Here is a 12,827-nt window from a genome sequence, read left to right as displayed (position 1 = left end):
GTCGCAAACGGAATTGCAGGATCCGGCACGGGATTCGTAAGCTTGCCCATAACAAAGCCTGTGGGAGATTATTAATGCCCAAGCCTGTCACACTGACACAGGGCCGTCTGGACGCCCAAACGGTGGAAGCCTACTGGCAGGACGGGTTCGCCTTTCCCATCACTGTCTTTTCACCGGAGGAAACAGAACAGTTCCGTGCCGAACTGGAAGAGATCGAAGACACATGGCGCGAAACCGACCTGCCATTGCCCTTGACCATGTACAAGCGCCTGAACGCCCATGTGGTGATGCCCCTGGTGTCGCGCATCGCATTGGACCCAAGGGTTCTGGACGTTGTCGAAGGCGTTCTGGGACCGGACCTGCTGTTGTGGTCTGCGGAATTGTTCATCAAAGAGCCGCGCACGACACAGGTGGTCGGCATGCATCAGGATCTGACCTATTGGGGCATGGGTGAAACACCTGATCAGGTGACCGCCTGGATCGCACTATCCCCCGCAACGGTTACCAGTGGATGCATGGATTTCGTCAAAGGCAGCCACAAGAACCCGATCCTGCCCCATAATGACACGTTTTCGGACAATAACCTGCTGTCGCGCGGCCAGGAGGTCGCCGTCGATGTGGCAGACGAGGACAAGACGCATATCGAATTGCAGCCGGGGCAAATGTCGCTGCACCATGGCTTGACGATCCATGGTTCGGGGCCCAACACCTCGGATGACCGACGGATCGGTCTTGCGATCCGGTACCTGAACCCAAACGCCCAGCAAAAAGTGGCTGACCGCGACTATGCCGTTTTGGCACGGGGCGAAGATCGGGTGGGGAATTTCATCCATATCGATACGCCAACAGAGTTGTTTTCGACGCCAGCACTGGAGCTTCACGCCCGTATCCAAGAAGATCAGACCAAGGCGATGGCGCAGGGCGCATCGCAAACCACACGCCTGTACAAAGCCGAGGCGTCCGGCACGCCGTGAATCCGGTAAGAGTCACCGCGCAGACCCTTCCCCTTTTGCCATCCTTTCGCTATTGCAATCGCTGACCCGAATTTGTTGACGCAGGACGCATCCAATGGCGATGGAAAAGACATTCAACGCGGCCGAGGCCGAGGCCCGCATTTATGAGGCCTGGGAACAGGCCGGAGCCTTCAAGGCAGGCGCGAACCGCTCGCGCGACGAAAGCTTTACCATCATGATCCCGCCGCCCAACGTAACGGGGGCTTTGCACGTTGGCCATGCCTTCAACAACACACTTCAGGATATTCTGATCCGCTGGCACCGGATGCGCGGCTTTGACACGCTGTGGCAGCCCGGTCAGGACCACGCCGGTATCGCGACGCAGATGCAGGTGGAAAAGTTGCTGGCTGCCACCCAGCAACCCGGTCGGCGCGAACTGGGCCGTGAGAAGTTCCTTGAGAAAGTCTGGGAATGGAAGGGCGAATACGGCGGCACGATCATCGAACAGCTGAAACGTCTGGGCTCATCCTGCGACTGGTCGCGCAACGCGTTCACCATGGCCGGTGCGACGGGTGATCCGCGTACGGGGCATGAGAACTCGGCCAATTTCCACGATGCGGTGATCAAAGTCTTCGTCGATATGTACGAAAAGGGTCTGATCTATCGCGGCAAGCGTCTGGTCAACTGGGACCCGCAATTTGAGACCGCGATCTCGGATCTTGAGGTCGAGAACATCGAAGTCGCGGGCCACATGTGGCACTTCAAATACCCGCTGGCAGGTGGTGAAACCTATACCTATGTCGAGAAGGACGAGGGCGGGAATATCGTGCTGGAGGAAGAGCGCGATTACATCTCAATCGCCACGACCCGCCCGGAAACCATGCTGGGTGATGGTGCGGTTGCGGTTCATCCGTCGGATGAGCGTTACGCGCCAATCGTCGGTAAACTCTGCGAAATCCCGGTTGGGCCGAAAGAGCATCGGCGTCAGATCCCGATCATCACCGATGACTATCCCGATCCCGATTTCGGCTCGGGCGCAGTGAAGATCACCGGGGCGCATGATTTCAACGACAACATGGTGGCTAAACGCGGCGGCATTCCGATGTACCGCCTGATGGACACCAAGGGTGCCATGCGGGCTGATGGTGCGCCTTATGCCCAAGAGGCGGGCAAGGCACAGGAATACGCCCGTGGGCGTGAATTCACCGAGAATGAGATCGACGCGATCAACCTTGTCCCCGATCACCTGCGCGGGCTCGACCGGTTCGAGGCCCGGGCGAAGGTGGTGGAAGAGATCACCGCCGATGGTTTGGCCGTGATGACCCGCGCCGACGATCCAGTTCTGGGCACCAAGCTAGGCGAGGATGATGATCCCACAGCGCTGGTACCGCTGGTCGAGAGCAAACCGATCATGCAGCCGTTTGGCGACCGCTCGAAAGTTGTGATCGAGCCTATGTTCACCGACCAATGGTTCGTGGATGCCGAAAAAGTCGTCGGCCCCGCGCTGGATGCGGTCAAGGACGGCACGGTCAAGATCATCCCCGAGTCAGGCGAGAAGACCTATTACCACTGGCTGGAAAACATCGAGCCCTGGTGCATCTCGCGCCAGCTGTGGTGGGGGCATCAGATTCCGGTTTGGTATGGGCTAGACCTGTCTGCCGATGACTTCATCGACGACGAGAGTGACGGCGACCTTGATCTGGTCGAGATGGGTCGTTTGCTGAATGAAGGCGGCATGCTGCACCGTGGAAATGTCATGGAATGTGCAGCGAGCCTTGAGGCCGTTACCGAAAAATTTCTCGACGATAATGCCAACATTCCCAGCCCTCTGAGCCACGCGACGGTTATCGAAGTCGCCGACAAGCAGGAAGCGATTCATCAATTCGCCGAAAGCCTTGCTCAGTACGCAGTTGAACAAGACCCGACCAAGCTGGTCTACCCGGTTTGGCGCGACCCCGATGTCCTCGACACCTGGTTCTCCTCCGGTCTCTGGCCCATCGGTACGCTGGGCTGGCCCGAACAAACCGAGGAGTTGGAACGCTACTTCCCCACGGACGTTCTGATCACCGGTTTCGACATCCTGTTCTTCTGGGTTGCCCGGATGATGATGATGCAACTGGCCGTGGTCGATCAGATCCCGTTTCACACCGTCTACCTGCACCAGCTTGTACGGGACGAGAAGGGCAAGAAGATGTCCAAGACCACCGGCAACGTTATCGACCCGCTTGAAATTGTCGACGAATTCGGTGCCGACGCGCTGCGGTTCACCAATGCTTCGATGGCGGCGATTGGTGGTGTGCTGAAACTGTCCCGCGAACGCATCACCGGCTATCGCAACTTCGGCACCAAGCTGTGGAATGCCGTCCGTTTTGCCGAGATGAACGAGGTTTTCACCGACGCCGTTCCGCAACTGGACGTGGCCGACCTGAAACCCAAGGCCGCCGTGAACCGCTGGATCATCGGCGAAACCGCCCGCGTGCGGGAAGAAGTCGACGCGGCGCTGGAAAGCTATCGCTTCAACGACGCGGCCAACGGGCTTTATGCCTTTGTCTGGGGCAAGGTCTGCGACTGGTACGTGGAACTGTCGAAACCCCTGCTGCAGGGCGATGACGCCGAGGCACAGGCCGAGACCCGCGCCACCATGCGCTGGGTTCTGGATCAGTGCATGGTCTTGTTGCACCCGATCATGCCCTTTGTCACCGAAGAGCTGTGGGGCCTGACCGGCAATCGTGCAAAGATGGTCGTCCACGCCGACTGGCCGACCTACGCCGCCGCTGAACAGATCGACGCGGATGCGGATCGTGAGATGAACTGGGTGATCTCTGTAATCGAAAACACACGCTCGGCCCGCGCCCAGATGCGCGTTCCGGCCGGTCTTTACGTACCGATGCTGGTGACCGAAATCGATACAAACGGTCAAGCGGCCTGGGACCGCAACGAAGCGCTGATCAAACGTCTGGCGCGGATCGACAGCCTGACCAAGGCGGATGAACTGCCCAAAGGTACCATCTCAATCGCCGCCCCCGGCGCCTCTTTCGGCCTGCCGCTAGCCGATATCATCGATATCGGTGCCGAAAAGGAACGGCTTGAAAAAGCCAAAGGCAAGCTTGCCAAAGAGCTCGGCGGCCTGCGTGGACGTCTGAACAACCCCAAATTCGTGGCCTCGGCCCCGGAAGAGGTTGTCGCCGAAGCCAAAGCCAACCTTGCCGCCCGCGAAGAAGAAGAGGCCAAACTAAGCGAGGCGCTCGCCCGTCTGGCCGAAATCGCCTGATCTTCATCTTTTTCCAAATACTCAATTTCCGAACCCCGCCGCTGATCCGGCGGGGTTTGCTTTTATCCGCAAAGCGCTTGCCCGTCCCTGCCCCCGCTTGTTAGCAATCGGCAATCGCAACCGTCCGAGGTCGGCATGACACACACAGCCCCACCGTTCCAGACAATCTCCACCGGGCTGGTTGTTGCCATTGTCGGGTTCTTCAGTTCCTTTCCCATCGTGCTGCAGGGCATGGCCGCAATGGGCGCATCCCCAGCGCAGGCGGCGTCTGGTTTGATGATGGCCGCCGTTGCCATGGGCCTGACCGCCATCGTGCTGAGCCTATGGTATCGTCAGCCGATCAGCGTGGCCTGGTCTACGCCGGGTGCGGCGCTGCTGGCGGTGTCTGCCACACCGGCCCTCGGGTTCGCCGAGGCGACGGGTGCATTCCTTTGTGCAGGGGCGTTGACCGTATTGGCGGGGCTCTGGCGGCCCTTGGGACAGTTGGCTGCGGCGATACCCACAACGCTGGCGCAGGCGATGCTGGGCGGCGTGTTGCTGCCGCTCTGCATCTTGCCCTTTCAGGCTGCGGTTGAACTGCCGTGGCAAACCTTGCCTGTGATTCTAACATGGTTCCTCGCAGGCCGGATCAATCGTCTGTTCGCCGTACCAGCAGCGGTAATTGCTGCGGCTGTCGTCGTGGTATTGAACGCAGGGGATGCGTCGCTGACGCCGACGCAGTGGATCGCGGCCCCGGTCTGGACCACACCCAATTTTTCTGTGGCTTCAGTCATCGGAATCGCCGTTCCGCTGTTCATTGTCACAATGGCCACGCAGAACATCCCCGGCATCGCGGTGATCCGCAGCTTTGGCTATGCGCCGCAGACAGGCAAGCTGTTCTCGGCGGTCGGCATTTCCAGCATCCTGTCCTCACCGTTTGGGGCGCCCGCCACCTGCCTTGCCGCGATCACCGCTGCGATGTGTTCGAATGAAGACAGCCATCCAGACCCCGCACTGCGCTATTGGTCTGCCGTGATGGGGGGCGTGTTCTATTGCCTGTTCGGGGTGTTCGCCGTGGCCATCACCGGATTCGCCATTCATGCTGACCCGATGCTGATGGGCACGCTGACCGGTATTGCCTTGATCGGCGTAATGGCCAATGCCACCTCAGCCGCGCTGGAGGTTCCTGCTGAACGTGAAGCGGCCATCCTGACCTTTGCCATCACAGCCTCGGGCATCACTGCGTTTGGCCTGGGCGCGGCGGTCTGGGGTCTGCTGGCGGGCGGGATTGCCTATCTGGTGTCGCAACGGGTCAGATAGACAGTTTTGTTGGTGCCGCAGATCGCTTAGAATACGCCCATGCTTGGGAAACTGGGAAAACTGGTCGAACGCCAGATCAAAAAGGCTCAGGCCGAAGGTCAATTGCAGGGTTTGGACGGCGAAGGCCAACCGCTGCCCGACCGGTCATCAGAAGCCATGAGTGACCCGGCCATCGCCGCCGGTCATCGGATCATGGCGCAGGCTGGGGTATTGCCGGAAGAGTTCGACATCAAGAAACTGCTCGATGCAGCGCGACAAAACTATGCGACCTTGACGGACCCTGCCGAGCGAAAAGCCGCAATGGCCCATATCGCCGATCTGGAAATGCGTTACAACATGGCCCGCGATGCGAGGCGGGCCTTTATGCGCTGATCATTTGAACTCGGGCTTGCGGCCCTGCATCCGCGCCATCACCACTTCCATCTGGTCGGGCTTGCCGATCAGTTCCACCTGCTCAGCCGATTCCGCCATCAATACGTCGGCGCGACCCTGAGATTCGGCTATTTCGATCAGACGTTTGGCGGCACGAATGGCCGAAGGGCTTTGACCGACGATGTTTTCAGCAATGGCCAAAGCTTCGGTCAAAGGATCATCAGAAAGCTGCGTAACAAGACCCCAATCAGCCGCCTGAGGCGCACCGATAGGGCGTGCCGTATAGGTCAGAAGGCGCAGCACGTCCGAACGGACCAGCCGGGGCAGCAGAACCATACCGCCCATATCTGGGATGATGCCCCATTTCATTTCCATCACGGCCAGTTTCGCTTCGGGATGAGCAACGCGAATATCCGCGCCCAGCGCGATTTGCAGGCCACCACCATAGGCCACGCCCTGAATGGCGCAGATCACCGGAACCGGGACGCGGCGCCAAATCAGGGCCAGTTCCTGCATCTCATTGGCGTCCTCATGACTGCGGGTCATCAGCCATTCCGTGGGGTCCATATGAGCCATCTTGGCAAAGCTTGCCATGTCGAGGCCAGCGCAAAAGCTCTTGCCCTCACCGGAAAGAACCACAGCCCGGGCATCCGAGGCCGCGACCTCTTGCCCCGCGGACAGCAGCGCCTTGATCATCGCGTCGTCCAGTGCGTTCATCTTGTCGCCGCGGGTCAGGGTGACATGGGCAACATGGTCTTTGTAGGTGACAGATACGCGTGACATGGGGGACCTCCCGAAATTCAATTGCCCCAACAATGCCCGGCCCGGCGACCGAATACCACTGCGACGTCAGGGCAAATCGCTGACGGGCATCCGCCCGAACCACGGGGAATCGAGGGTCATGACATAGAACTGGTCGCCTACGACCTTGCCCCCGGTTGTGATACCTAAACGGCCCTGCGGGTCTTGCAGCGTGCGCAAGATGCGACCTTCACCGTCGAACTGCACCATCATGCCACGATGGATAGGTGCAGGGCGGACGGCCGGACCGAGCCGCCAGATCACCTTGCGCAAAAGCGGGTATGGCATCAGCGCCTCTGACGGTACGCGTGGGCTGGCAAACGCCATCCAATAGGTGCCATCGCCCTGCGCCTCGATGTTATCGGGATACCCTGGCAGGTTATCCATCAGAACGTCTTGCTGCCCGGCCCTGGGACCGCTCAGCCACAACTTGTGCACCCGTGCACGACCCGTTTCTGCGATCAGCAAAAAGTCTTCATCCGGGGAAAGGGCAACGCCATTGGTGTAAACGAACCCTTCGGCGATCTTCTGGGTGGTGCCGTCGGGTGTGTGGCGCGCGACGTAGCCGGTGTCGGACTGCTCCCAAATGGTCAGGACCGAGGTAGGCTTGGTCCCCCCCATTGTTTCAGGATCAAAACGGTCAGAGGAGTTCGAGAAATATATCGTTCCATCCTGCGCCACATCCAATTGGTTGGCATAGATCACCGGCACTCCGTTGATGTCAGCTACCACTGTTTCCAACGAGCCTGGCCCTGTCCAGCGCATCACGCCGCGAAAGCTGTCAGCGATGTAAAGCGCGCCGTCAGGCCCGGCCTTAAGACCCAGAGGACGTCCGCCCAGACGGTCGACCTCAACGGGTTCTTCTCCGTCGATGCGATAGAGGACCCCTGTCAGGCTGGTTGTGTACACCGTTCCATCAGGCATCACGGCGATATCTTCGGGGCCAATCTCTTCCCCTGGAAGGCGGATAAGCTGTGCGGCATCCAGTGCCGTGTTTTCCAAGAAGTCCCCTGTAAACCCAGCATCTTCCGGCATCTCAACAGCGACGGGCGTAACCGGGACGGGCCAGAACAAAAGATAGGCGAGGCCCAAGAGAATAACAGCGAAGAGAATGCGCATCTGTGATCCTTTATTCAAAATCTTTTCCAGCGTGCCGGATGCCGCACGCTTGCTCAATGTTCGGGCTTGGGGTTATCTGCGCACATGACCGGACCTCGATACACCCTGCTTGCCCAATCCCTGCCCGCCACCGTGCCCTTTGTCGGCCCCGAAACGCAAGAGCGGCAGCGCGGTGCGCCGTTTGTTGCGCGTCTGGGTGCGAATGAAAGCGTGTTTGGCCCCTCACCACGGGCCATCGAGGCTATGACGCAGGCTGCATCTGAAATCTGGATGTATGGCGATCCCGAAAACCATGACTTGCGCAACGCTCTGGCAGACCATCATGGGGTGACGCCAGAGAATATCGTTGTGGGCGAAGGGATTGACGGGCTTCTGGGTTATCTGGTGCGTCTGCTTATCGGTCCTGGAGATGCCGTGGTGACATCGGACGGAGCATATCCAACCTTCAACTATCATGTGGCCGGGTTCGGAGGTGATCTGCACAAGGTGCTTTATTCCGGCGATCACGAAGACCCGGCGGCGTTGTTTGCAAAGGCGGCCGAGGTCAGCGCCAAGCTGGTTTATCTGGCCAACCCGGACAACCCGATGGGCAGCTGGCATTCGGGTGCCGATATCGTAGAGGCGATGGAAGCCTTGCCGGAAGGCTGCCTGCTGGTTCTGGATGAGGCTTACGTGGAATGTGCGCCCGAGGGGACGGCGGCCCCCGTCAGCGTGGATGATCCCCGCGTGATCCGAATGCGGACGTTTTCCAAGGCCTACGGCATGGCCGGTGCACGCGTCGGTTATGCAATGGGTGCGCCCGAACTGATCGCGGCCTTCAACAAAGTGCGCAACCATTTCGGTATGAACCGTGCGTCGCAAGCCGGGGCTTTGGCGGCTTTGCAGGACGGCGCGTGGCTGGAGCACATTCAGGCACAAATCGCAGAGGCGCGTGAGCGGATCGGCGCGATCGTCCGCGAGAACGGGTTGGAACCCCTGCCTTCGGCCACCAATTTCGTGGCGATTGACTGTGGGCAGGACGGGGTGTTTGCCAGGGCCGTGCTGGATGCATTGGTCGCGCAAGGGGTTTTTGTTCGGATGCCGTTTGCGGCTCCGCAGAACAGGTGCATTCGGGTAAGCTGCGGTGACGAGTCCGATCTGGAGGCTTTTGCGACAGCTTTGCCCAAGGCGCTTGCAGAAGCGCGGGCAAGGACAGACTGATCTTTTTTCCTTTGGGTTAGGAAGTATAGGGGGGCTGTCTGCCCCCCATCGCGCCACAGCGCGATTCCCCCCGAGGATATTTCCAGCCAGATGAAGAGGCGGATCGGATCCAGCGCGCAAGTGTTTTGTCAGGTGGCCAGCACGGCGGCAGCGGCCTCGAGGGCCCCCTTGCCACGTGGAATACCAAGTGCGGTCATGCCCGTTTCCATACCGCCCAGAATGGCCATCACCATCTGCCCGTTGATGTGGCCCATATGGCCGAGGCGGAAACAGCCGTCATAGTCTTCCATCCCCAACCCAATGCCCAGTGTCAGGCCCAGCTGGGTTTCGGTGTAGGAGCGTAAGGCCGTTCCGCGTCCATCGGTCAGACGCAGAGCGGTAACCGCGTGACTGCGGTGGGCGCGGTCAGCGACGTTCATTTGCAGCGCGCCTTCTTCGGCCCATGTCTCACACGCCGCCCAAATGGCCTTGGCCAGGTGTTTGTGGCGGGCCCAGACCTGTTCGATCCCTTCCGAGTGGATCAGGTCCAGTGAAGCGCGCAAGCCGTAGAGATGATGTGTCGGCGCAGTGCCGTTGAAATACTGGTAGAACAAGTCAGGATTGGCGCGCGGCTGCCAGTCCCAGTATTGCGAAACACGCGGCATGGTGGCTCGTTTTGCCTGCGCTTTTTCGTTGTAGAAAACAAAGCCGACACCCGCCGGGACCATCAGACCTTTCTGACAGGCGGTGACCGTGACATCGACACCCCATTCATCCATCTCGAACCGGTCGCAGCCCAGCGAGGCGATACAGTCTGCCATCAACAGTGCGGGGTGTTCCAGATCGTCCAGAAGCTTGCGAAGCGCCGGGATGTCGTTGAGGATTGAACTGGAGGTATCCACATGCACCGCCAGAACGGCCTTGATCTGGTGCTTCTCATCAGCGCGCAACGCGTCTGCGATCCGGTCGAGATCCCAAGCTGAGGATGTTCCGAAGTCGATCAGCTGCACCTTTGCCCCGATCCCTTCGGCCATTTCTGCCCAGCCATGGGTGAACCGACCCGAAGCAGGTGCCAGAACGGTTTCGCCAGGCGCGATGACGTTGGACAGCGCCGCTTCCCATGTGCCGTGACCATTGGCGATATAGATGGCTACGTTGTGTTGTGTTCCAGCAACCCGACGCAGATCGCTGGTCAGGGCAGGCATCATATCGATCAGTTCCCCATCATAGATATTGGGCGACGGGCGATGCATGGCCTGCAGAACCGCGTCCGGCATGACCGAAGGACCGGGGATGGCCAAATATGTCCGCCCCTGGGAAAGGGAAACTGTCTGTTTCATGGGGTCAACCTGTATGAGTTGACGCCCACATTACCGAGAGGCCGCGCGGCGTCAATCCGCCAGCTTCGACGCCTCGTGCGCGAGTGTTTCAATCCCGGCCCAATCGCTGGCTTCGACCATTTGCTTCGGCGCGACCCAGCTGCCGCCAGCACAGATCACATTGGATAACGACAAGTAATCACGAGCGTTTGTGGGCGACACTCCTCCTGTGGGGCAGAAACTGATTTGCGGCAGGGGTGCACCGATAGCTTTGAGCGCAGGAGCGCCGCCCGAGGCCTCGGCGGGGAAGAATTTCAGCATGTCATAGCCTTTTTCCAACAGGGCCATCGCTTCGCTTGCCGTGGCGGCACCGGGCAGCAGCGGAAGGCCCTCGGCCTCGCACGCTGCAATCAATGCGTCGGTTGCGCCCGGAGAGACACCAAATTGGGCGCCCGCTTCTTTGGCGGCACGGACGTCTTCGGGCGTCACCAGCGTGCCTGCGCCGACCACGCCACCGGGCACCTCGGCCATGGCACGGATGGCTTCCAGAGCAGCCGGTGTGCGCAAGGTGACTTCCAGCGCCGGCAGACCACCAGCCACCAGCGCCTCGGCCAACGGGCGCGCCTGCGCCGCATCATCAATGACCAATACTGGAACGATGGGCGCCAGAGCGCAGATTTCGCGGGTGCGTTGGGTTTTCGTCATCACTTATGCTCCGAATATGCTGGCACCTGTGTCGGCGGACCCGACATTCTGCCGGAACGCACCGAAGAGGTCGCGCCCGACACCGTGTTGATTGGCTGAAAGATCGACAGTGGCGGGGGATCGGTCCAGTACGCCTTCGGTCAGGATTTCCAACTGACCCTGCACCGCATCAACGCGCAGGATGTCACCATCATGCAGACGCGCTATGGCACCGCCGTCCAGCGCCTCGGGGCAGACATGGATGGCTGCGGGAACCTTGCCCGACGCTCCGGACATGCGGCCATCGGTGACAAGCGCTACTTTTTGTCCCCGACCCTGCAGGATCGACAGAATGGGGGTCAGCGAATGCAACTCGGGCATCCCGTTCGCCTTGGGGCCCTGGAAGCGTACGACAATGATGACATCATCGGTGAACTCTCCGGCCTTGAAGGCGGTTTTGACATCGTCCTGATCATGGAATACGCGCACGGGGGCTTCGACCACCTGATGTTCAGGAGCGACTGCTGAAACCTTCATAACCCCGGTGCCCAGATTGCCCGTCAGGCGCGACAGACCGCCGGTTGGTTGGAACGGGTCTTTGGCCGTGCGCAAAATCTTGTCGTTCAGGCTGTGTTCGGTGCCGTCCTGCCAGACGAGGTCTCCTTCGAGCAGTTTGGGTTCCTTGGTATAGTTTTGCAGTCCTTGCCCCGCGACGGTCAGCGTGTCTGGATGCAAAAGCCCATTGTCCAGCAGTGTACCGATCGTATAGCCGAGACCGCCAGCGGCGTGATAGTGGTTCACATCGGCCAGGCCGTTGGGATAAACGCGTGCAACCAATGGCACCACGGCAGAGATGTCGGAAAAATCTTGCCAATCCAGCACGATACCACCCGCCCGCGCCATAGCGATCAGGTGGATCAGCAGGTTGGTCGATCCGCCCGTCGCCATCAACCCCACGATGCCGTTCACAAAGGCACGCTCATCGAGGATCTGGCAGACCGGCGTGTAGTGGTTGCCCAACGCGCTAAGCGACAGGGCGCGGCGCGCGCCTTCTTCGGTCAAGGCATCACGCAAGGGCGTGTTCGGATTGACAAAGCTGGATCCCGGCAGGTGCAGGCCCATGAACTCCATCAACATCTGGTTGGTGTTGGCCGTACCATAGAAGGTGCAGGTGCCGGGGCCGTGATATGCGGCCATTTCAGCGGCCATCAGCTCTTCGCGGCCAACCTCACCCGCAGCGAATTTCTGACGGACCTTGGCTTTTTCGTCGTTCGGCAACCCGCTGGTCATGGGCCCGGCAGGTAGAAATACCGCAGGTAGGTGGCCAAAGGCCTGCGCACCAATGATCAGTCCGGGGACGATCTTGTCACACACGCCAAGGAATACCGCCGCATCAAAAGTGTTATGGCTGAGCGCCACGCCAGTCGCCAGCGCGATCACATCGCGCGAGAACAGCGACAGTTCCATCCCTGCTTCGCCCTGCGTAACGCCATCACACATAGCTGGCACGCCCCCTGCAACCTGAGCGGTGCCGCCAGCTGCGCGGATCGCATGGCGTATCAGTTCGGGATAGCGCTCGAACGGCTGATGCGCGGACAGCATGTCGTTATAGGCTGTGACGATGCCCAGATTGCCTGCTGTGCCAGTGGCCATGGACTGCTGGTCTTCACCCGCACCTGCAAAAGCATGAGCCTGACCGCTGCAAGACAGATGCGCGCGGGCCGGGCCTTTGGACCTGGCCTGGTCCATTCGTTCCATGTGAGGATCGCGCAGATCGGCGCTGCGGTTGACGATCCGTTTTGTGACGTCGGCAATTACTGTGTGTACCAT

Annotated in this window: 10 protein-coding genes; 5 read left to right on the top strand and 5 right to left on the bottom strand. The window is 60.0% G+C overall.

Annotation, left to right across the window (positions count from 1 at the left end):
* Positions 1 to 74: 74 nt before the first annotated feature.
* From ALB80_RS06530 to ALB80_RS06515, 4 genes are all read left to right on the top strand, one after another.
* Positions 75 to 974, top strand: coding sequence for a phytanoyl-CoA dioxygenase family protein (locus ALB80_RS06530; protein ID WP_050603227.1), 900 nt, complete (start codon positions 75 to 77; stop codon positions 972 to 974).
* A 94-nt stretch (positions 975 to 1,068) separates the two neighbouring features.
* Positions 1,069 to 4,224 carry a valine--tRNA ligase gene (locus ALB80_RS06525; protein WP_050603226.1) on the top strand — a complete coding sequence of 1,052 codons (3,156 nt, stop codon included), beginning with the start codon at positions 1,069 to 1,071 and terminating at the stop codon, positions 4,222 to 4,224.
* 135 nt (positions 4,225 to 4,359) lie between these two features.
* Positions 4,360 to 5,523 (top strand): benzoate/H(+) symporter BenE family transporter, encoded by a 1,164-nt coding sequence (locus ALB80_RS06520; protein WP_050603225.1) that lies wholly within the window; start codon positions 4,360 to 4,362, stop codon positions 5,521 to 5,523.
* A gap of 39 nt (positions 5,524 to 5,562) precedes the next feature.
* Entirely contained in the window at positions 5,563 to 5,895 is a 333-nt protein-coding gene (locus ALB80_RS06515) for a DUF1992 domain-containing protein (protein WP_050603224.1), read from the top strand.
* On the opposite strand, the gene ALB80_RS06510 is transcribed toward ALB80_RS06515, so the two are convergent.
* Entirely contained in the window at positions 5,896 to 6,678 is a 783-nt protein-coding gene (locus ALB80_RS06510) for a crotonase/enoyl-CoA hydratase family protein (protein WP_050603223.1), read from the bottom strand.
* Between the two features lie 66 nt (positions 6,679 to 6,744).
* Positions 6,745 to 7,815, bottom strand: coding sequence for an SMP-30/gluconolactonase/LRE family protein (locus ALB80_RS06505; protein ID WP_050603222.1), 1,071 nt, complete (start codon positions 7,813 to 7,815; stop codon positions 6,745 to 6,747).
* 84 nt (positions 7,816 to 7,899) lie between these two features.
* Here ALB80_RS06505 and ALB80_RS06500 point away from each other — a divergent pair, with 84 nt between their 5' ends.
* Entirely contained in the window at positions 7,900 to 9,015 is a 1,116-nt protein-coding gene (locus tag ALB80_RS06500) for a pyridoxal phosphate-dependent aminotransferase (protein WP_050603221.1), read from the top strand.
* Positions 9,016 to 9,143: 128 nt separating this feature from the next.
* Here the strand turns inward: ALB80_RS06500 and ALB80_RS06495 are convergent, their stop codons facing one another.
* From ALB80_RS06495 to edd, 3 genes are read right to left on the bottom strand one after another with little or no spacing between them, the layout of a single operon-like run.
* Positions 9,144 to 10,334: an alanine--glyoxylate aminotransferase family protein gene (locus ALB80_RS06495; RefSeq protein ID WP_050603220.1), complete on the bottom strand. Its 1,191-nt coding sequence runs from the start codon at positions 10,332 to 10,334 to the stop codon at positions 9,144 to 9,146.
* Positions 10,335 to 10,385: 51 nt separating this feature from the next.
* On the bottom strand, positions 10,386 to 11,018 hold the full coding sequence (locus ALB80_RS06490; RefSeq protein WP_050603219.1) for a bifunctional 4-hydroxy-2-oxoglutarate aldolase/2-dehydro-3-deoxy-phosphogluconate aldolase: 633 nt from the start codon (positions 11,016 to 11,018) through the stop codon (positions 10,386 to 10,388).
* A 3-nt stretch (positions 11,019 to 11,021) separates the two neighbouring features.
* Positions 11,022 to 12,827 carry a phosphogluconate dehydratase gene (gene edd, locus ALB80_RS06485; protein ID WP_172677864.1) on the bottom strand — a complete coding sequence of 602 codons (1,806 nt, stop codon included), beginning with the start codon at positions 12,825 to 12,827 and terminating at the stop codon, positions 11,022 to 11,024.

The sequence above is a fragment of the Ruegeria sp. 6PALISEP08 genome, from assembly GCF_001238295.1.
Classification (GTDB): domain Bacteria; phylum Pseudomonadota; class Alphaproteobacteria; order Rhodobacterales; family Rhodobacteraceae; genus Ruegeria.
The sequence above is the reverse complement of the archived record's forward strand: the minus strand, read 5'-3'. Positions and strand labels throughout refer to the sequence as shown.

What these genes read in the sequence shown, in the direction of transcription:
- ALB80_RS06490 (WP_050603219.1), bottom strand. Translation starts at nt 11,018, where the DNA reads ATGACGAAAACCCAACGCACCCGCGAAATCTGCGCTCTGGCGCCCATC.
- ALB80_RS06520 (WP_050603225.1), top strand. Translation starts at nt 4,360, where the DNA reads ATGACACACACAGCCCCACCGTTCCAGACAATCTCCACCGGGCTGGTT.
- ALB80_RS06525 (WP_050603226.1), top strand. Translation starts at nt 1,069, where the DNA reads ATGGCGATGGAAAAGACATTCAACGCGGCCGAGGCCGAGGCCCGCATT.
- ALB80_RS06500 (WP_050603221.1), top strand. Translation starts at nt 7,900, where the DNA reads ATGACCGGACCTCGATACACCCTGCTTGCCCAATCCCTGCCCGCCACC.
- ALB80_RS06530 (WP_050603227.1), top strand. Translation starts at nt 75, where the DNA reads ATGCCCAAGCCTGTCACACTGACACAGGGCCGTCTGGACGCCCAAACG.
- edd (WP_172677864.1), bottom strand. Translation starts at nt 12,827, where the DNA reads ATGGTACACACAGTAATTGCCGACGTCACAAAACGGATCGTCAACCGC.
- ALB80_RS06510 (WP_050603223.1), bottom strand. Translation starts at nt 6,678, where the DNA reads ATGTCACGCGTATCTGTCACCTACAAAGACCATGTTGCCCATGTCACC.
- ALB80_RS06505 (WP_050603222.1), bottom strand. Translation starts at nt 7,815, where the DNA reads ATGCGCATTCTCTTCGCTGTTATTCTCTTGGGCCTCGCCTATCTTTTG.
- ALB80_RS06515 (WP_050603224.1), top strand. Translation starts at nt 5,563, where the DNA reads ATGCTTGGGAAACTGGGAAAACTGGTCGAACGCCAGATCAAAAAGGCT.
- ALB80_RS06495 (WP_050603220.1), bottom strand. Translation starts at nt 10,334, where the DNA reads ATGAAACAGACAGTTTCCCTTTCCCAGGGGCGGACATATTTGGCCATC.